Here is a 21516-nt window from a genome sequence, read left to right as displayed (position 1 = left end):
CACCTCTTCCTTAAGAAAAGGTGTTTTATAGGGCATGTTCCGTTGTCAGATACATTTCACAAATCATCTCAATAAAAGGTCCAACATATTCAGGATCAAATTGTGATCCGGAACATTTGCGTAGTTCCTCAATCGCTTCTTCAAAAGTTCGAGTGGCTTGATAGGGTCGTTCAGTTGTCATGGCATCAAAAAAATCAATGATACAAAGGATCCTTGCTAGTTTCGGAATCGATTTTCCACTTAACCCGTATGGATAACCTTTCCCATCAAAGCGTTCATGGTGTAATTCGACAAGGGGAACAATCTCTTGAAGTCCATCTATAGATTCTATCCATTCCTTGCCCCAAACTACATGCTTTTTTATTGTACTCCACTCATACTCAGTCAGCTTTTCAGTTTTAGTAAGCATATCTCTTGGTATTTCTACTTTTCCAATATCATGGATGAGAGCGCCCAAGATCAGTTGCTCGCGTTCGATATCTGTTAGATTGAGTCGTTCAGCCATTTGCTTACTATATTTATAAACTTGCATAGAATGGCGGAATGTAGTCAAATCCTTCTTTAAAAAGATACCAATTTGTTGTTTTAATATTGCGAGCTTTTCATCAAATACTTCATCACTTGTCTTGTTTTCTTCCAGCATTTTTGAAGGAGGGATTATGATGTTTTTTCCTCGACTTTTAGCGATATACATAGCCTTATCAGCTTTTTGTAAGAAGTCCTGAACGGTTCCATTTTCGTATTCGATAACCCCACCTGAGTAGGAGATACATCCAAATGGCAAGACCTCTACACCTTCATAATGTGAATCATTTACTTTTTTTCGAAGTCGATTCATACGTTGATAGGCTTCATGGCCAGGAGTGTTCGGCATTAGAACGACATACTCTTCGCCGCCATATCGAGCGACGATATCATGAGGACATTCCTTTTTAATGAGCTCCCCGATGAACTTTAAGAGGTTATCTCCTTGTATATGACCAAAAGTGTCATTATATTTTTTGAAATCATCTAAATCGAGCATCGCGAGACTGAGTGGTTTACCTGTTCTAGTAGATTCATTCACTTTTTCTTCTAACAACTCTTTAAAATAACCATGATTATACAAACCGGTAAGATGATCTGTATTCGCCTTTTCGGTTATTTGCTGATACAAGTTAAAGTACTGTTTAAAAGCGATAGAAAGAAGTAATGTAATAGTTGAAAAAAGAATAATACCAATATAAATATTAGTCTTTAGTAAAAACACAAGTACCAACGACAAAATTAACATAATTAAATAGCTGAATAGGGAATCCTCTAAAATAGAACGATAGATTCCGGAAAATTCATCTTTTGAATATAGGTAAAAGTAGCCACCAATGATAAAAACATTTAATAGGTAATAAACACTCAAAGCGATGACATAAATAAAAATATTTTTTGGTGTTATAGCGCCATGTACACCTTCAAATAGCTGAAACGTAAAATTTGCTCCAAACAACATTAGAGAATAATTGGATAAATTGAATAAGTGCTTCCACCAGGCAACATTTTTTGTTGTTATTAAACCGTATGCAATTGTTGTAATAACAAGAAGTTCAATGGTTGTGGACAAACCGAATAATAGCAAACATCCCAGGTATACTGCTGAGTCCATGGATAATGAGTTACCTTTAGGTGGTAATAGAATCATATTATGGGTTAGTAAAAGTAATGCAATAGTGAATATGCCAAGTAAATCTAAAGGTAGTTGAAGTAGGTTGGAACCCCATAATGTCAAAGAGGCAGTCAATATACCAGTAGTAATAATACCTGTAAGATATAAGTTAACCGGCTTAATACGTTTAGTAACTTGCAAGAGGCGCACCTCCTTTATTAAATATGGGGAAGCGTACATGCTCCCCCGTGTTTGTCCATTAAACTAGCTTGTAACCAGAAGTCAATGCAATTACAGCGGAACCAATGATGAACAAGTTGATAAGGACATTCTTCGTTTTTGCAGACATTTATTTCACCTCCTTCACTATGCTGGTAACATTGAAGAACGTTTTCGTGCTACCATCAATTTCTGTATAAAGAGGAAGATTCCTATGTTCATAATAATGTCTCCAATACTAATAACCTGATCTCTTGGGTAAGGATCGCTAATAGGAATGATGTCACCCAAAAACCCTATATGGGTTTCACTATTAAGAGCTGTATGTTTACCGTAATTATCTTGTGTTAGTGCTTGGGAGTATGAAGGAGCTAACACTTTGGCAGCATCTAATGAAACAGGCATCCGGCCATCGTTCGCAATCATTACAATGAAATTGAGTACAACACCTATAAGAATAAGTTGAACACCTATTCCTAATTTGCGATTTAACCATAGAAGGAAAATGCCAATTATGTATACCATTATGAATAAAAACCCACTAATTCTGTTTATCAAATCTACTTGACCTTGATAAAGAAAGATGAGGATCTGAAACACTAATAAAAGAGGGAAAACCCATCCAAATTTAATATTCAGATCAGCAATTCCTTTGAAGTTTCCTTTTCGTAACAACCCGACAATAATAGATAAGAGAATGCCGTCATATACCATGTAAGTGCTCCTTTATTTACATAGAATGCTTGTTATCGTTTATATCGGTAATTATGTTAAAGGATTATGAGTATTTGTAACTAAACACGCAATAGTACAATAGAACTATAAGCTTCTACTACCTTGGTTTAATGAAAATACTTCAAAAAGCACAAATAAAAAAACCTTCGTTAGATCAACTAACGAAGGTTTTAATGTAAGTTGTTATTTGAAGAGAGAAAACAATCCCCGCTTTTTTCCGCTTTTGTTTTTCTTTTCTCGTAAGACTTTCTTGATTTCTTCCGCTTCATCAACAGTCATAGGAACAAAATCGGTATCATATTTAGCGATGAAGTATGTACCTTCTGGTAAACCATGCTCTCCAATGCTATAACCATCATCTACATTACAAATGAGTCGAAATCCGCTATAAGCAAATTTATTAATGTCTACTGGACCCTCCAATATTTTCTCAAAATAATTTATGTCGTTAGGGATATTGGTCGTGACAGGGTTCTTATTAGACTGTTTTAGTACCACTAGAATATCACTCATTATATAACACCGACCCTTCCTGTCTTTTTTCCTATATTATCAGTCAATTCAGAACAAGTAAACATAAGAATTAGTCGTTATTTAGTCATATGGTAACAAATTCACAGCCGCATTTCTTGGTTGAACATTACTTAATGCCCGATTCATTCGACAAACTTTTTAGTTTTACGACTGAGAAAAGTTAATATAGATATATAATAAATACTTTTTTGACAAAATCCACTTTTTTCTGCATTCTAGTAGTAGAAGAAAAAATTTCTAGTTATGGGTGAAAAACATGAAAAAGTTACTATACATATTCGTCGTTGTTTTATCAATTTCGGCTGTCATCTTCGGTCACCTGCATTGGCAGTCAAAGCTAGCAAGTAAAGTAGAGGCTGCAAAAGATAATGTGATAGATTCTGATCGTGGAACTGAACGGGATAAAGAAAAAGCTCCAGCTCAAAAGGAAACAAATACTGCGACTGATTCAACTCAGACTATTGAGCAACTCACTTCAAACTTACCTAGTTCCCTCCAAGAACGAATAATGTCAGCCAAGGAAAACAATGAGAAGGTTAAATTTGCTATTATCGGTTCTGGTGAGCTTACAACAGATAACGGATGGACTGGCCAATTTGTAAATGGTATGAAGCAAGCTTATGGTGAAGAACTATTTGATATAGTTGCTATTGGATTTGGTGATACTTCATCCACAGAAATACATAGTAGCGAAAAATATATTAAGATTTCTCAATCACAACCTGATATAGCATTAATTGAACCATTTATATTAAATGATAATAAAGGGATTAACATTGATGATTCCATGGATAGTATCAAGATCATGGAACGTAGACTTAAGGATGAAAACCCTGAAGTATCTATCTTTTTACAACCGCCACACCCCATTTATCAACCAGGTCACTACATGACTCAAATTAATTCTGTTAAAGAACTTGCTGACGAGACAGAAATGATTTACTTGAATCATTGGGATGCTTGGCCGGATGTTCAAGATGAAGAAATTAATAATTTCGTAAATGGTGTTAGCGGTCCGAAAGAAGAAGGTAATACACTTTGGGCTGAATATTTAATCAACTATTTTACAGGTAAGTAAAAAGGATGGGCTCCTGCCCATCCTTTTATATTCCCTAATAGAAAAAATGCAAACCGAAAGTGGTGGAATTCTGGATACTTTAGCGCATTTCTTCTATAGTCCATATGAGGCTGCAATCATAAAAAAACTAGATTTACCTGTTAGCTACTCATCAAAAGGAATGTTTACAATGAACTTTTTTAAAATGTTCATCTACCCGATTATGACGTTCTTAGGAATTGTGCTCTTTATATTTGGGCTTAAATAAAGGAAACGACTTAGGATAAATGTTTAATGATGGTTGAAAGAAAGTTAATTTAAGGATGTGTTTTTATTGCAAGCTAAAGTTTATCCAATAATGATGCCTACCCGTTCTAGTTTGAAGTCATTCAATTTTTATCTACTTCAAAAAGAGCAGGGGTTTTCGTTGATTGATGCAGGTATTCATTCTGAAAAATGTTGGGATTACTTTCAATCTACTTTAAAAGAGTATCAGCTTTCCCTTAAAGATATTAAAGAAATTATACTCACACACAATCATGAAGATCATGTTGGATTAGTGGATCGGATTGTTGGCCGTCATGATATACCGGTATTCGCCCCGAAGAATTCTATTCATCGATTAAAAAGAGACCGGAGCTTTTTTGAAATGAGAATCGAGTTTTTCCGAAACCTATATCAACAAATGGATTGCGGAGAGCGAGGGGATTTGCAAGTCGAAAAACTTGAGGAAGCTCTTCAACAACATGAAAAGAAAAAACTGCATGCGGACATCATACCCATTACAAAGCTACCTAATTTAGAGCCGATTGAAACGCCGGGGCATTCACCAGACCATATGGTATTTTATCACCCCCACAACCGTTCCCTATTTGCAGGTGATCTGTTCCTTAAGCACATCTCCAGCAATGCACTCGTTGAACCTGATCAAGATGGGAATCGCATGTTTACTTTGCTAGATCATGAAAAATCATTGGAAAGATGCTTATCGTTGGATGTAGATATTGCTTATCCAGGTCATGGAGACATTATTGATAACCATAAAGATCTCATTAATAGAAGATTAGACGGAATCAAAAGAAAAGCTGATAAAGTTTATAGAAAAGTGAAGGAAGGGCACCAAACAGGCAGTCAGATCGCCCAAGAGATGTATGATGAAAAATACGAGAGTCAGTTTTCGCTTGTCATGTCAGAAATTATCGGTCATTTAGATTATCTTGAAGCACATGATAAAGTCAAAAAGGAACGAATCAACGGTGTTATTCATTATGAACATTTGTAAAAAAGCGAGTTCTGTTTGCTCTTAATTATTATTGGAATTTGAGCATTTCCCATAAAAATTGCGTTATTTCCCATAAAAATGAGAATTTATAGATCAGTTTTTCGAATTTGCCATTAAAATAAAAAAATATAGACGAGTTTCAGAAATTATAGATTAAAACACATCTTACCACACCATATTAAAAAGGGACTGGCTCAATAGAATGAATACTTCAGATTCTATTTGAGGCAGCCCCTTTTTAAGTAATCATTTTGAGCGTCGGATGGATTTTATCCCTTTCATAAATACGATCCAAAGTGGCAAACTTAATGAGATTCCCCACACAAGACCAGTGAAAATGTTTTTATCCTGTTCTTGTTTCATAAAGCCTCAGCTCCTTAGGAAGCAGGGAAGATTCTTCTGCTTCCTTTTTCTTTCAATTCCCCAGATTGTCTGTTAAATAACTCCGTTTGATAGCAGACTTCCTAATTCGTAACCCAGTCTTTCAAGGAATTTAGAAATTCCTCTTTTTCCATCCCGATCGTTACGTTAGGGTGATACAAGATTTCTAGCGTTTTGAGGTCTTTTTCATTCCAGGTTTGTACGTTGGAATTTACATCAGGATAGAGGATGCTTGAGCGATCGGTTTCAAAGTGGCTATGTAATCCAAGTGCATGCATCAATTCATGTGTGATGGTTGGAAGACGTTCCTGTTGATCTGTTTCGGTACCGATTAATATGGTGGATGCTTTGATTCCAAAGCTACGATAAGCCTCATCTATAACAGCTACCCCGATAATTTTGCGGTTCCCATCAATGATTTTTCCGTCAAACCCCATCTGATTAAATTCATATGTCGGCATAAAGTGGACATCAATACGTCGGTCAGGGAGTCCAGTAATTTTTTCTTCGTATTTCAAGTTAAAGGGTAAGAGATTATTCAGGTTTTGTATATCAGACTTTAACCTGGATACATCTTCAGGCTTAGGGTTGCCATGGACAAACACGACGGTGTCCGATTTATACTTCCATATCTCTGGTGAGTTTTTGAAATAAAAATCAGAGAATGTATCCACTTCCTGTTGTGAGTAGGTCCGATTGTCAATTTTGAACGTATAATCATTTTTAGCCACAAGGCCGTTATCTTTTTCAGCAACCAAATACAATGTATGTTTGCCTTCAGTTGTAATTTCATCACCAAATAGATACGGATCCTTACCGAGGGTTGCTTTATATTTCACACCAGGTTCTTCCTTTACTTGAAAGGAGGCTGATTGAAAGTACGCATTTTTAGGTTCTTCCAGTAATACAGGTTTTAAAGGTGGTTCATCGTCTCTTTTGAAAGTCATAGACTCCCTTTTCTCTTTCCAAAGAAAACGAGATTTTACCTTTAATGTATAGGAACCATTTTGGTTGATGGTTTTTTTAGTATGGATCTCTTTACCATTTAGCGTTATCGATGGTTGGATAAGACCCGTTTCAACATGAAGATTAACATCTTCAGCATACACGTCTCCATCTTTAACACCCTTGACTACAAATTCATGGGGTTCAAGAAAGTATAGAGACCCTATTCCAAATGAAAAGATGACCACTAACAAGATGTATTTTTTCAAGATGAATATTCCTTTCTAATGCGTCAAAATAAACCATTATTAAACAATGGAGGAAAATGAGTCAAACAAACGTTTGATTAATTCCCTATTGGTGTTAACCTCTAAGAACAAAGCCAATAAATTTATTTTAAACAAACGTTTGATGGAACCCTTTAAACACGTATGATTTGGAGATGCTTAAGTAACTCTTGTGTCGGATTTTGCGTGGAAGGTAAGTCGTTTATGGAGCCGAAATGTCGTAAAACTCCGTCCTCCAACACTAATACATAGTGACAGAGCATCTCAATTTCCTGCAGATCGTGGGAAGAAAAGAGAATCGTCTTATCGTGCCCCAATGCTTTCAAGAAAGCGACGATATCAGTTTTAGAAGGTATATCGATCCCGACAGTCGGTTCATCCATAATGAGCAGTTCTGGATTATGCAACAAGGCGATAATGATATTCAGTTTACGTTGCATACCACCTGATAGTCGATCGACTCGTTCGTTCAATTTCTCGTTCAGACCAACCATATCTAATAATTGCAAAACCCATTGATCAGAGACTGAGCCAGGCGCCATTCCAGCCCAGAATTTCAAATTGTCTTTTACAGTTATAGTTGGGTGAAGGGCAATTTCTTGAGGCACATAACCAATGCGTCTTCTCAGTTGTTTTTTCTTTTTCGTAACAGATTGTCCATCTACAAATATTTCACCACTTGTAGGTTTTACAAGGGTAGCGATCATCTTCATCAAAGTTGATTTTCCGGCGCCGTTTGAACCGACAAAGCCAACACGAGCCCCACGGGGGATCATCACGTCGATCCCTTTAACGACTTCTTTCCGCTGATAGCTTTTATGGACATTTCTAATTTCGATCATGCCGAACAACCCCGATTCCTAATCCAAATATGATCAATCCTAATCCGATAAAGAATAAAATATACAAATTGGTACCACTGTCAGAACTTATAAGACCACTTAATAACCAGTGTTGTGGCGTATACTCGGCTGCAAGCATTAGCCTTCCGGAAAATTCTTCTAGCTTGATGAAGCTCCCTCCAAGAATGCCCGTTACAATTGTAAAAGCTACAGCTGTGAGGTGGTAAAACATCTTCTCGGTAAAAAGGTTTGCTATGAAAAAGCTGATTCCTATACAGGCAAATAGATAACCGGCAATCATCCATCCTTTTTGAAAGAAATCAGTGAAACCAATGAGAAGATAAAGACTCACCGGCAATAATGTCAAAAGGAGCAAGAAGGATGTTCCAACCAAGTTAGAAATATATCTGGTCAGTTTGCTCACACCTAACATCCTTGTTCTGGATGCAATCCCGCTTCTTCGTTCAGTCAACACCCAATCCTGCAAATAAAAGTTAATTAAGAGGATATAAATACTAAGTAAACCGAATAGAAGAGTGGAGCCATCTGAGCTTTGTTTTTCTGCTGCTACGCTCTGACCGTCTAATTCGTAGCTTACAGTCATCAGTGGCTGAGGCTCCCATTGTTGATCAGTATACTTCCATGCATACTCATACAACTTGTCGCCATTAAACTCCTCATCCAGGTAGGTCGCTGCTTTTCCATTGCTGGCAAGACGAATGACTTCACTTGCGACGAATTCCTCAATCAGTCCGGTTGATATGGCATTTGGTGCTTCATACAAGTGAATGACATTTTTAATCTTTCCTTGTTTCAACTGTTCTGCTAGATTTTTTGTAAAAAGTACCGCTGCTTCAGCCTGGTTCCGCTCGAGCATTTCCAACGCAGTAGTTTTAGAATGTTCCATGACCCTCAACGTTTTATTTTGCTTCACTCGCTCAATAATGGTTTGTACCGTCTCATCATTCTCTTCATTGACCATAATGACAGGTACTTTCAATTCATCTGATCCTTGTTTCAAGAGCTGTTCAGCTGTCCAAAACACGACTAACGGTAAAATGAGCATGAAAACGAACTGCCAGCGGTTACTGAGTATCAGTTTCCATCTTGTAAGAATGATATGCCACATTCTCATGCTTGTTTCACCTGCCTTAACAGAAATGCAGAGAAGAGCATGATTCCACCCATTCCCCCAAGTACACCTAAGCATGCAAAAAGGATCTCCTCATTTTCGATAAAGAAGGAATGGACTAATAAACTATGAATCCAGTGGGAAAGCGTGGACAGGTTCACCCATTCAAGTATTCCAGTAAAATAGGACTCCGGTAAGCTTAAGCTTCCTAGAGTAGTGAAGATAACGAGGAAAACAAAAGCCACAAAAAAACGGATCCCTTCACCTAGAGGAAGGTTACTCAGAAACGTATACCAAATACTGATGATCAACACTGCACATAGTGTTGTTAAAGTACTCCAACCTAGGTGACCCGTTATTTTCAGATCGGTCAGAATCCACAAACTACCGAGAATGATAAGGGCTTGCATCATTAAAATGACAGCCTGTGTTAGAAAAGTACTCACTACGTGAGAACCAGCTGATACGCCGAAAGTACGAAGGCGTTCATCAACTTGACGATTTGAGGAGGTAATCAAGCTCATGGTAAGAAGTCCAGTGAACAACAAAAGGAATAGAAAACCAGAGATGCTGTAATATTCAAGAGGTTCAACCCCCTGTAAAGACTCAACTTTCTCCTTTTCAAACATGTTCTGCCGTCCAAAAGCAAATAGAGTGAAATCCGTTATGGTTTCATTTGCGACTCTATTGATGTAATCCTCGCTATATCCGATCTCAACCATATAGTCGTATATCGTGTTCACTCCACTCTGTGCAGCGCTGACCAAATCCGCAGCACTTTTCATCATTTCGAGAAATAATGAAGCCTGGAACGGTCGTTGCTCATTTCCAATCACTGTAACAGGTTTGTTCTCACCATAGCGTATTCCATCTGTAAAGCCTTCAGGGACCTTCAAGATTGCTGCAATCTTATTTGCCTCGAGTAAAGATTGGGCTTTCTCCTCATCCATGTTTCGAAATGTAATCAATTCGCTTAATTCATCGTCATCTTGGAACTGTTGAATCAAGATCTTTGTTTCCTTTGTATTGTCATCATCTACGATGGCAACATCGAAAGGAGGGAGGAGGGATTCAGTTTTTATAATATGTTCGAGTCCATACAGTAAAAAGCCGACAAGCGCAATTGGCATGACGAATAAAACGACCCATGAAACAGGCTGTTTCAAGATCTGTTTCAGCTGTGTGGTTCCTAGTGTAATCGCCCTCATGTCCTATCCCCTAAACATAGTATGTAAAAAGAAGGCAAGTGCAGAGGTTACTCAGGCACTTGCCAATAAGAATCATCCATTAGAATGGAAGTTGTGGTCCATTCATCATAAGACCTTCTATGCGTGTTTGAATGTCCATCATGAGTTGTTCTTTCTCCTGCTGGTTCAATTCTGCTACATTGACACCATCTTCCTGGACATTCGGGAACTTCAGTTGTTCCTTGAATGCTGTTGTTGCTTCGTAATCGAATACAACATTAATTGGTGAACCGAGACCAGGGTCCATTTCTAAAGCAAACTCTCCATTTGTGGAGTAGTTTCCGTTATCGAGATCATCTTCCACTTTACGAGTAAAATGTCCCTTTACTGGCGGAATCGGTTGCATCGCATTTTCAACGGATAGTTCGAATTGAACTTCCATGTCTTCAGGCGTTCCTGTCAAGCTCGCATCCACATTAGCTCCGGTTACTTGACCGGCTTCTGCAACAGCGAACGTTCCTTTTATATCACGTACCATTTCGTTTTCGCCCTTGTTTTCACCCTTCATTTCGAGAAGGAATTTCACATATTCCTGCTTCTCGCTACCGTCCGGGAACATGTTCAATTCCCATTTACCATCTGTTACGACGTTATCAGTGCGTAATGAATGGCTGGAGACTTCAGCATTAATAACTTCTCGTTCAGATCCAAATTTAAAAGAAACATCCCGCTTTACAATGAGGTCATCATCATTAATAAGGATGACACTTTTTAGTCCATCTGGAAACTTCATATCGTCAATATCTGTTTCCAGGTTTTCTAACATTTTCTTAAACTCTTCCTTAAAATCAACGTCATCCATATTCGAATTCATATAGCTTGTCATCATATCTTGACCGATGTAAAGGTCTAGAAGTTCATCATCATTGCGGACTTTGTTCAATAATTCTTTCAGTAGTCCTTTTGTTTCTTTTTCTGAAAGCTCGAGTGTTACTTGACGGTAATTTTCACCTTCAAATTCGACTCCGTCTTTCATCGTAACATTTTCATCTTTCACTTGATCAAAGATGAATGTTCCGTATTCTTCTGCATTTTCTTTCATCTTTTCACGGTTCTGCATCGCTTCTAATTGCAGCTTGACGAAGTTATCCAATTTTTCCGGTCCATCATAAGCAGGGTCCATTTCACTCATCACTTTACCGAAATCTTCATTGTTCATATACATGTACTGATTATAGAGCAACGGTACATTTACGCCGACGACTTCATCGGATTGATAGGCCTCCGCTTTAACAAGCTCTGTTCCGCCCATCCCAGCTTTCACCTCTGCAAGACCTATGTTTTGTTTCGGATCAAGTTTTGTGGACATGTTTAATTGTACCTGATTTAAAAATGAACTGAACATTGCAATGTTCGGGTCGATAGCTTCTAGCCCTTCAACACTCTTAACACTCAGATTCACAGATGAATCAGATGGTTCCTCCAACGTTTTTGTTGCAAGGTCTTTATTTACGGCGAACATTTGATTGAAGTCTTCAGACGTTTGTTCCATCGTCTTCTTCTCAGCTAAGAAATAGGTTTCTTTTGCACTTAAATCAAAAAAGAGTGCGTACACCGTTGCGCTGATTCCGAGTAGAACGATGACAGCCAGAGATATAATAAGCGGTTTTTTGCTTTTTTTAGACTGTTGAGATGGTTCAATTGTTGCAGACATTTTTCTCCCCCTAATATGTATGTATTATCAATTTATGAATCTCCTAATTTATTCATGCGAACAAGCTCTCGATATGAAATTTGTAACATTCGACATATTTAAGGAAATTCTTTGAAAATGCTTTACCTTCTAATCCTACACCCTCAATATAAGGGTTTCAACCATCATTTTAGCAATATAATGGTTTAGTAATAATTTACTAATTCACTATTTATTTAACTTTATTACTAACTTAGCCGATAAGGTACAATAGAATACTAGTTATTTAGATGGTTGGGAGTTGGATAATTTGAAATACAAATGGTATACCAATTTATTGAGCATAGTGTTGTTAACAATCTTCTTTTTTCCACCGCCGAATGGTTATGCGACAGGCTCGAATCAAGCGACTTGTGAAATGACAATCATATCGAGCCTACATACTCCTCAGAATCCAGCCCGGCCCAGCAAACCATGTACAAATGTCATTCAAGGATACTATGTAAAAGAATTAAATAAGTTTGGAATTTCCGGTCTAGCGACCCATACAGTAAGATACAGTGGACAACAATTCGAGGTTTCACTTCCAAGTGGTGAATATTCTACAGCACTGATTACAGTATACACGGTAGTTCAAGAGAATAAGACTCCTGATCCAGTGCCTACACCTGAACCTACACCAGAGCCAGAACCAACACCTGAACCTGAACCAGATCCACCAGAGACTACACCTGAACCTACGGAACCACCAGATGAAGGATCTGAACCACCTGTGGTCACAAACCCAGAATCTGAACAACAAAATTCTGATCGAGATACAAGTACTGAGGAAGATCAAGAATCAAATGAACAGTCAACCAGCGACGAAGAAGATGAAGAAACGGAAGAAAGCGAAGATCGAGATTTAAGTCAGGATGAAGATGAAAACGGAGACGAAATGAATGGGGATTCCATCTTCACAAGCTCAAATGCAGGCGATGTGGAGATCCAAAGTAATACAACAAATGAGACCACTCAAAAGAAACTTGCTTCTTCGAACGTAAAGGGGAAACAAATTCCTTTAATGGTTTATGTATTCTTCTCGTTTTTAATCGTCATCGCAGCTATCAGTGTCGTATTCATGCTTCGTTCCAGGACAAGATAATTTCCTATCTTTTTTTATGATAAAAGTAGGATGTTGTGATAATTGGGTGCTAAACGGCATAAGTTGAGTTAGACCGAGCAATAGAGGGCTTTTCCGACACAGACAGGCATAAAGCAACCGAGTCCAAGTCGTATATCCGTCGAAAAAACAACAGGAGGGATTCGGATGAAAAAGGTTTTGCCGAGTGCGTTGGCAGCGGGGTTTGTCATGAGCGTCGGGAGTGAAGCATATGCACATGCTGGTGAGGAAGTGGTGAATCAAGCCAAGAGGTATCTTGGAACACCTTATCGGTATGGCTCAGCAGTCGGAAATACCTCAAGCTTTGATTGTTCGTCATTCACAGCATTCCTATTTAAGCAGTACGGCATCAACTTGCCGAGAACGAGTCGAGCCCAAGCGACGATTGGAAAAAAAGTTCGTAGCGGGGATCTACAAGCGGGTGATCTAGTTTTTTTCGATACGGATTTTGATGGGCGAATCAATCATGTGGCCATTTATGCGGGGAATGGAAAGATGATTGGTGCGCAGAGCTCTGGAGTCGGGTATGCCAATCCTTTTTCACCTTATTACTGGAGCAGTCGTTATGTTACAGCAAGAAGAGTGTTACCTGATTCAGCAAGTGTGAACAAAGCTCCTCAATTAAAAGTGATCAATGGTGGAGGTCAAACGCAAGCCAATCACTCAGACTCGAACGTATCTGTAAGGTCTGTTAAGTTTCATACCGTAGCCAAAGGGGATACGCTATGGGACATCAGCCGTCAATACGGGACAAATGTCCAAACGTTGAAAAAGCTCAATGATATTAAATCCCATTGGATATACCCGGGGCAAACAATCCTACTACCTGGAGCTGAAAAGCATAAGGATGTCAGTGTTCATTCCTACAGCGTTTATACCATTCAGAAAGGTAACACCCTATGGGGAATCGGGAAGAAATACGGTGTATCTGTCGAGACATTAATGAAAGTGAACAAACTGACCTCATCACTCATCCACCCTGGACAACAATTAGTGATACCTAAATAATTATATAACTAGATTATCTCATAGAGGGTTAAGGCGTTAGGATCTTAACCCTTTTTACATACTTTTAATATAGGTATAAATGATTATAAAAATAGTATTTAATTACAAAAATATCTAAAATAAACAAATTGCAGGTCGATAATAACGGTGTAAAAGTTCTATAAAAGAAAATAAGGGGGAATTGGGTTTGAAGTGTTACATGCATAATGACCTAGATGTCATTGTACAATGCCATGGTTGCGGGAAAGGGTTATGTAAAGAATGCGCGGATCGTTTTGAAGCAATACTTTGTGAGCAGTGTTTATTATCAAATAATGTTTCAGCAAAGTCATCCGCTAAAAAGAGCTTGATCATTGCAGGAGTATTGTTTATTTTAGGTTTTAATTTTGGTTTAAGTTCATCATTCATGGCAGCTGTCATATGGGGGTACATACTTGCTGGAGTTCCTTTAGGTTGGAAGGCTGTCAACAAAATTACACCGAACTTCATATTAATACTTCCAATTATGGGGTGGGTAATTTTCTTTGTGTATAAATTTGTCGTATCTGCTGCAATTGGTATTTTCATGACACCGTTCCATATAAAGAGAATGATTAATGAAATAAAAATTTCAAAGACTACAAACGAACAAGTAGCTGCGGGAAAAATGTAAGTATATTAAAGATGACCTTGAACTCATTTCATGGTCATCTTTTTTAACATATAAATCTCCTTATATTAAACTACTGCAAAAAATAGTGTAAACCGAAGCCGAAATTATGTATCCTATAATTATCAGAATATTTGGGGGCATCGAGAATGAAGATACGTACGGTTTCTATTTTAGTAGGTTTATGTCTTTTGTTTTTCTTACATAACAATGTTTCTGCTGAAGAAGAGGTCAAGATACTCGTAAAATATAAAAATCCAGATACTTTTATTACGCAATCAATTGGAAAACCGGACTTAAAAAAGTTGGAAGTAAAAAAGTCGGAAGCTCAAAAAAGACTGCAAGAACTCAACAACAGCTCACTTGTTGAATACGCGGAATTGGACCAGCCAGTTTATACAATGGGAAATGTTTCAAATGACCCGTACTTCTCTTATCAAGAATCATACTTTAATCAAATCAATGTAATGAACGCATGGGGCGTCTTCTCACCAAAACAGAATGTCACAGTAGCGGTGCTAGACACAGGTGTTGATCACACCCATGAAGATTTGGAAGTATTATCTGGTAAAAATATTCTTAATCCAGAAACTATCCCTGATGATACAGATGGACATGGCACCCATGTTGCTGGAATTGTGGGTGCAAAAACGAATAATGAAGTTGGTGGCGCAGCGATCTCCCAACAAGTGAACATTTTACCTGTAAAAGTCTTGGAAGGAGAAAAAGGGGACATGTCTGACGTAATAGAGGGCATCTATTACGCAGTTGATCAGGATGTGGATATCATTAATCTGAGCTTAGGAATGTACAATAACAGCCAAGCTCTAAATGAAGCTATCCAATATGCAACTTCCAAGGATATATTGGTAGTGGCTGCAGCTGGAAATGACAATGTGGATCGAACCGTCTATCCAGCTGCCTACCCAGAAGTATTGGCTGTTTCGTCAGTTAAAACGGGGACAGAAGAAAAGGCGCATTTTGCCAATTATGGGTCCGGAGTTGATGTCGTTACCCCAGGTACAGAAATTTTCAGTACTTTCCCAGGTGGATACGGTTATATGGAAGGAACCAGTATGTCGACGCCGATGGTCTCTTCATTAGCCGCGATGCTCATACGACACCAGCCTACACTACATAATGATCAACTTAGAGACATTATAAAAAGTACCGCAAAACCAATCAGTCCTGAGTTAGGAAGAGGACTGATTCAAACTGATCAAGCTTTAGCTTACCTAAAGGAAAAGAATCGGATCTATGGAGCTAATGCAACAGAAACAAGTATACAAATTTCTAAATCACATTGGACGGAGCTTGAAAATAAAGTAATCGAAATTGAAGGGGATAAGCATAGTGGAAAGTTTATCATCCTTGCCACACGGAACGACTTTCCAGATAGTCTAGCTGCATCTCAACTATCTACTAAACTTGAAGCACCTGTATTATTGATTCGTAATGAAAACCAGGTGGGGAAAATAGTAGATGAAGCTAAACGGTTATCTGCCAATCAAGTTCTGATACTAGGAGGATCGGGTGCGGTTTCAGATTCTATTAAGAATAAAATTGAAAATAGCGGGTTAAAGACAGTAAGGTTAAAGGGAGTGAACCGTTACGAAACAGCTGTAAAAATTGCTGAAACGTCTACAAGCGCTTCTAAAAAAGCGTTTATCGTTTCAGGTCAACAGTTCCCTGATGCTTTATCAATCGCTCCTATAGCAGGAAAATTAGGAATCCCTGTGCTTTACGTCAATTCAAACAAAATACCAGACGCTACCCAACAGTATTTGAAAAAGCATAAGATTCAAGAAACGATTATCGTTGGAGGGTACAGTGTGATTAGTAATGATGTAGCGAAGAAGCTACCATCTCCTATTCGATTGAGAGGTAAGGATCGCTATGAAACAAATTATGAGGTCTTGAAATACTTTAAACAGTTTAATAGTGAGATTTATATAGCTTCTGCAAACGACTTCCCGGATGCATTGGCGGGAAGTGCACTAGCTTCTACTAAAGGGACGTCTCTGCTTTTGACGAATTCTCCTACCATTTCGACAACAACCAAGTCTTCCATCAATTTCATGAAAGGATATAACGTTTCTGATTACAGAATCTTAGGCGGATCTGCCGCTATCTCTATTCCGACAGCATGGGAGATTGACTCAAAGTTTATATCAAAATAATAATTCTGAAAGGTCCATCTAGGAGTATAGGCTAATGGACCTTTTTAATTCAATGAAAATTTTGTCGTTTTAAGTAATCTGAAAAATAGTTTTATTTAGAATTTTCAATTGACCTGGCAAGTTATAGGAGATAAAATAGAATCGTGCTAATTTTTACTATTTTTTGAAGAAAGGGGGGTAATTAGTAATATTTTGCGGTCAGAAACATTAATATAGGGGGAAAACGAATGACATTCAAAAGAAAGTTTCTTTCGGTTGTTGCGAGTGCTTCAATTGTGGCTTCTTCTTTTGCTGGATTCAGTGCAACAGAAGCCGATGCTGCATTAGACGCAACAAAAAAGTTCAAACCTGGAATTTCACAAGAAATTTCCTCGTTAGCACTTAGTCAAAATGAAACCCAAGAACTAGTTATCGTCACTAAAGGGAAGAAAGATATTTCTTCTGATTTGAAAAAATTAGGAGTAGAAGTTCTTTATAACCACAAGAACTATGTATATCTTGCAAATGTACCTACTGCCAAAGTGTTGGATGTCTATCACTTGGATGCAGTAGCTTCATTAGGTAAAAATGGCGAAGTAAAACTTGAAAAAGTGGACGATGCCGATCTTAAACCTGTGAATAAACCTGCTGAAGAAGTTGTGGTTCCTGCAACGGAGGAAACTCACGACGCAACAGGTGTTGATAACTTCCACGATAAATATGATGGATCTGGAATCCGCGTAGCGATTATTGACTCAGGTCCAGACCCAGGTCATGAAGCTTTCACCGAAGAATTAGGTGAAGATGGTAAATATGGAGAATCAAAGATTGTGGGAGTAAGAGATTACACAATCGGCGATCAAAGTAATGAGTTCCAAGTGCCTATTGGTGAAGGTGACGTACTCTTTGGAGAAGCGATTACAGAAGCGGACTCAATTGATGTTGACGGAACTACATACAATACAACTGGACTCGATTCAAATGATGACGAGTACCATTTCGGTATGCTAATGCCTGATGTGTACGCTGGAGATCTAAATGCAGACGGTGTTACGGATGCTAAAGAAGTAAAGAACTCGAAAGGTGAAATGGAAGGCACAACTGATGAATTTGGTGTATTGCTTGTAGACGATAAAGTATATATCGATACAGACAATGACCAAGATTTCACTGACGAAGTCGCTTTCGGTAATAACGAAGCGGGTACGTTTGACGTAGATACTTCAGATGATGAAGTTGGTGCGAATTTCCGAGTAAATTCACTAGGTTCTGAGAATCCTGTTAACCCAGACAATCCATTCGTTAACATCTTCTTCGATGTAAACGGACATGGTACCCACGTTTCTGGTATTACTGCAGCGAATGGACCAGCTGTTGATAACGGTATGGGTGCTGTGGCAATGCAAGGTGTTGCTCCTGGGGCTGAGCTTGTAGGACTTAAAGTATTTAAAGCTACTGGTGGAGCATCTACTTTTAGTATCATGAGTTCTATGGTTGATGCAGCCTTGCCTGAGTCTGAAGGTGGATTTGGTGCAGACGTAGCAAATATGAGTTTAGGTTCTCAACCTGACTTGAATGATGGAACAGACGCTGATGACCAACTCGTAAACATCTTATCTGAAGATCATGGAATTGTATTTGTTATCTCAGCTGGAAACAGCGGTCCTGGGGCAGATACAGTAGGATCTCCAGGAACAAGTTCAGATGCGATTTCAGTTGGTGCACACATCAACAGTACGATGTGGGCAACAGAGTATGGAGCGTATCCATACGGAAAAGACAAGGATGGTAACCCGAATCCTGCGGATGGTTTATGGTACTTCTCTTCTAACGGTCCTCGTGAGGATGGAATGCAAAAACCTGATATCGTAGCTCCAGGGGCATCTTTTGCAGCATACCCTGCACACTTAGGGAACTATGATGTTCTTCAAGGAACGAGTATGTCAGCTCCTTACGTAGCGGGTGTCGTTGCAGCTTTAAAGGATGCAGCAGAAACAGACCGTGTACCATTTAATTACGAAACAGTTCGGGAAGCATTGATTCAAACAGCAAACCCAATGGAAGGGTACACTCGTACTCAACAAGGTGCTGGTTTAATTGATGTACCAGCTGCATTTGATTACTTGAAATCCAACTTCATCAACGAGTTGAAAGAAGTAGATGTAACAGTTTACCACGGAGAAAAAGTATCCGGTGGTGAAGGCCTGTATGTAAGAAACGGTGAAACGCCTGAAGAAGTAGAAGTCCTTGTGACGAACACTTCTGATGAGAAAAAGAACCTTACATTAAAAGCAAGTGAAGGTTGGTTTACGCCATCCAAATCTTCAATGACACTTGAACCAGGTAAGAGTGAAGTTGTAAAGGTGAATTATGACACAGATGCACTAAAAGTCGGTAGAAACGAAGGTACTCTAGTAATTGATGATGCTTCTACTCCATATGTTGAAGCACGTTCTTACCAAACCATTGTGCATGGTGATCAATTCACTGCTGAAAACCACTTCCGTCATAGCTATGAAGGTGAAGTACAAGCTTCACGTTCTAAGAGCTATTACTTTGATGTAAAACCAGGTGCTGACAAAGTTCGTTTTGCATTAAGTGCATTAAAGGAAAGTGGAGAATACCAAGGTAGAGTACGTATGATCGTATTCAACCCAGACGGTTACGAAGTGAGTAGTTACCAGGGTTATGCTGGTTATGGCAACGGCGGACTTGGTGTAGAAGAAAATGTATTTGAATCTCCTAAGCCAGGCGTTTGGGAAGTAGCGGTATACGGTTCATTTGCGCCACAACCTGGAAAAGAAATGAACAAGTTCTCCCTTGATGCTTTCGTACAAGGAGTAGCGAAAACTCCGGGTAAAATTACAATGAACCAGCCGAAAGCTGGAGAAAAAGTAACGGAATCTGTTACTTTCCATAACTACCTTAAAGATGCTCGTAATGTAAAGGTAGAAGGTGCTGCATTCAGTAATCCTGAAAGCATGAAGACTCGTGAAACTGTTCCAAACAAAGGTTACTTTACTAAGTCACTAACACTTAAGAATAATGTTTCCTTGACTGTGAAGACTTCTAATCCTACAAATCCAAGTGATGATGTAGATTTAGAGTTCTACAAAATGGTTGATGGAAAGCCAGTAATGATTGGTTCTTCCGGATCTGCTTCCTCTGATGAAGAGGTATCCTTCAAGAGCCTAGAAGACGGTGAATATCTAGTTGCAGTCTACGGTTACTCTACAGTATCAGGTGGTCCAACGGATATTGACTTTACATTGACAGAAGCAAGAGTGCTTGATCCAGGTGAGAAAGGCAAAGGATCCGTTGAAACTTCTGATGAAGTTGTAAAACTTGGCGTAAGTGAAAAGCTGACAACTGACGTTAAGATTACGGCTCCTAAAGAAAGCGGAGATTTCTATTCTGGAGTATTCTTGAAAGATGCTGATACGGATGAAGTGTTGACATTGTTACCAGTAGAAATCGTCGGGGATATGATCAATGTCATCAAAGGGCAAGATCGTATTCTAACATCTGTTGAAACATCTAAAACGATGTATCCAGACGGATTTGTAGCAGAGGATAGTAAAACGATTATACTTGCTACTGCATGGAACTTCCCTGATGCGTTATCTGCTGGTCCACTCGCAGCTCATTACGATGCACCAATCCTATTGGTTGGTAGCAAAGGGCTTACAAAAGACGTGAAGGATGAAATCACTCGTCTTGGAGCAGAAAACGTCATCATCGTCGGTGGTGAAGGTGTTGTATCGAAAGACGTTGTAAAAACACTTACTGACGAATTGAAGATTGACGAAAACAACATTGAGCGTCTTGCTGGTACAGGTGATCAAAAGAACCGTTACGGTACCAACATGGCAATCGTTGAAAAACTTCAAGATGAAGGATTTATGTCAGGTAACGGTGTATTCCTTGCAACCGGTAAGAACTTTGCTGATGCACTAAGTGCGGGAGCGGTTGCTGGTGAATATCACATGCCGATCGTCCTTACTGATGGTGAATCTCTGACTAAAGAAGCGGAAGCAGTTCTTACGAACGAAGATGTATACGTTCTTGGAGGAACTGCAGCGGTGAAAGATTCTGCTTACCAGGCTGCTGAAGAAGTAGCAGGTATGGTAGAGCGACTTAAAGGAGCTAACCGCTACGGTACATTAGTTGCGATCTTAGAGCAATTTGCTTTAGATTCCAACAAGCTGTTTGTAGCAAGTGGAGATAACTTCCCAGATGCATTGTCTGCGACTCCACTAGTAACAATGAATGACAGCTCGCTAGTACTAGTGAAATCAAAAGAACTTCCAAAAGAAGTGAAAGCTTTCTTGACGAAGTATGACACAACAAATGATATCCAAACGGTTCACGTTCTTGGTGGAGACAGTGCGGTATCAGAAGAAGTTAAGAACCAACTTCGTAAAGCGTTACAAGATTAATAGAAAAAGAGCGAGGGAAATCCCTCGCTCTTTTTTTCTATGAAAAAACATACCTTATGTTAGTAACGGGTTTACTTGTGAGGTTCAAAATGAAACACAGTAATTCTTTTAAAATACTCAAAGCCGGGTCGCATATATTGAATAACCAAATTCTATTTAAAAAGGA

General features: G+C 38.7%; 15 protein-coding genes. 7 read left to right on the top strand and 8 right to left on the bottom strand.

The window, feature by feature from the left end; translation table 11 throughout:
* Positions 1 to 25 precede the first annotated feature (25 nt).
* The 3 genes from ACSVDE_RS14810 to ACSVDE_RS14800 form a co-directional block, all read right to left on the bottom strand.
* The gene (locus ACSVDE_RS14810; protein ID WP_439301638.1) at positions 26 to 1840 is read right to left on the bottom strand and encodes a bifunctional diguanylate cyclase/phosphohydrolase; all 1815 of its coding nucleotides are present in this window, start codon (positions 1838 to 1840) and stop codon (positions 26 to 28) included.
* Between the two features lie 165 nt (positions 1841 to 2005).
* A complete protein-coding gene (locus ACSVDE_RS14805; protein ID WP_439301637.1) occupies positions 2006 to 2572 on the bottom strand; it encodes a DUF5317 domain-containing protein in 567 nt (188 codons plus the stop codon).
* A gap of 204 nt (positions 2573 to 2776) precedes the next feature.
* Positions 2777 to 3106 carry a hypothetical protein gene (locus ACSVDE_RS14800; RefSeq protein ID WP_439301636.1) on the bottom strand — a complete coding sequence of 110 codons (330 nt, stop codon included), beginning with the start codon at positions 3104 to 3106 and terminating at the stop codon, positions 2777 to 2779.
* 277 nt (positions 3107 to 3383) lie between these two features.
* Between ACSVDE_RS14800 and ACSVDE_RS14795 the strand changes: the two genes are divergently transcribed.
* Positions 3384 to 4205, top strand: coding sequence for an SGNH/GDSL hydrolase family protein (locus tag ACSVDE_RS14795; RefSeq protein ID WP_439301635.1), 822 nt, complete (start codon positions 3384 to 3386; stop codon positions 4203 to 4205).
* A 304-nt stretch (positions 4206 to 4509) separates the two neighbouring features.
* The gene (locus ACSVDE_RS14790) at positions 4510 to 5466 is read left to right on the top strand and encodes an MBL fold metallo-hydrolase (protein ID WP_439301634.1); all 957 of its coding nucleotides are present in this window, start codon (positions 4510 to 4512) and stop codon (positions 5464 to 5466) included.
* Between the two features lie 464 nt (positions 5467 to 5930).
* On the opposite strand, the gene ACSVDE_RS14785 is transcribed toward ACSVDE_RS14790, so the two are convergent.
* From ACSVDE_RS14785 to ACSVDE_RS14765, 5 genes are all read right to left on the bottom strand, one after another.
* On the bottom strand, positions 5931 to 7061 hold the full coding sequence (locus ACSVDE_RS14785; protein ID WP_439301633.1) for a DUF2927 domain-containing protein: 1131 nt from the start codon (positions 7059 to 7061) through the stop codon (positions 5931 to 5933).
* A 152-nt stretch (positions 7062 to 7213) separates the two neighbouring features.
* Positions 7214 to 7921: an ABC transporter ATP-binding protein gene (locus tag ACSVDE_RS14780; protein WP_439301632.1), complete on the bottom strand. Its 708-nt coding sequence runs from the start codon at positions 7919 to 7921 to the stop codon at positions 7214 to 7216.
* Complete coding sequence (locus tag ACSVDE_RS14775) at positions 7908 to 9056, bottom strand: ABC transporter permease (protein WP_439301631.1); 1149 nt, start codon at positions 9054 to 9056, stop codon at positions 7908 to 7910. Before ACSVDE_RS14775 ends, ACSVDE_RS14780 begins: the two co-directional genes overlap by 14 nt.
* Positions 9053 to 10261, bottom strand: a complete 1209-nt coding sequence (locus ACSVDE_RS14770; RefSeq protein ID WP_439301630.1) for an ABC transporter permease — start codon at positions 10259 to 10261, stop codon at positions 9053 to 9055. The genes ACSVDE_RS14775 and ACSVDE_RS14770 overlap by 4 nt, the downstream gene beginning before the upstream one ends.
* 79 nt (positions 10262 to 10340) lie before the next feature.
* Positions 10341 to 11954 (bottom strand): hypothetical protein, encoded by a 1614-nt coding sequence (locus ACSVDE_RS14765; protein ID WP_439301629.1) that lies wholly within the window; start codon positions 11952 to 11954, stop codon positions 10341 to 10343.
* Between the two features lie 289 nt (positions 11955 to 12243).
* Between ACSVDE_RS14765 and ACSVDE_RS14760 the strand changes: the two genes are divergently transcribed.
* The 5 genes from ACSVDE_RS14760 to ACSVDE_RS14740 all read left to right on the top strand — a co-directional run bounded on the left by ACSVDE_RS14760 (position 12244) and on the right by ACSVDE_RS14740 (position 21350).
* Positions 12244 to 13077 (top strand): hypothetical protein, encoded by an 834-nt coding sequence (locus tag ACSVDE_RS14760; protein ID WP_439301628.1) that lies wholly within the window; start codon positions 12244 to 12246, stop codon positions 13075 to 13077.
* A gap of 165 nt (positions 13078 to 13242) precedes the next feature.
* On the top strand, positions 13243 to 14103 hold the full coding sequence (locus ACSVDE_RS14755; RefSeq protein ID WP_439301627.1) for a LysM peptidoglycan-binding domain-containing protein: 861 nt from the start codon (positions 13243 to 13245) through the stop codon (positions 14101 to 14103).
* A 187-nt stretch (positions 14104 to 14290) separates the two neighbouring features.
* Positions 14291 to 14755 (top strand): hypothetical protein, encoded by a 465-nt coding sequence (locus ACSVDE_RS14750; RefSeq protein WP_439301626.1) that lies wholly within the window; start codon positions 14291 to 14293, stop codon positions 14753 to 14755.
* A gap of 146 nt (positions 14756 to 14901) precedes the next feature.
* The gene (locus tag ACSVDE_RS14745; RefSeq protein ID WP_439301625.1) at positions 14902 to 16932 is read left to right on the top strand and encodes a cell wall-binding repeat-containing protein; all 2031 of its coding nucleotides are present in this window, start codon (positions 14902 to 14904) and stop codon (positions 16930 to 16932) included.
* Positions 16933 to 17159: 227 nt separating this feature from the next.
* Positions 17160 to 21350, top strand: coding sequence for a cell wall-binding repeat-containing protein (locus tag ACSVDE_RS14740; RefSeq protein ID WP_439301624.1), 4191 nt, complete (start codon positions 17160 to 17162; stop codon positions 21348 to 21350).
* The last annotated feature ends 166 nt before the right edge of the window (positions 21351 to 21516 follow it).

The organism is Pseudalkalibacillus sp. Hm43, assembly GCF_051842935.1.
Classification (GTDB): domain Bacteria; phylum Bacillota; class Bacilli; order Bacillales; family Fictibacillaceae; genus Pseudalkalibacillus.
This window is presented reverse-complemented; position numbering and strand designations above follow the sequence as displayed.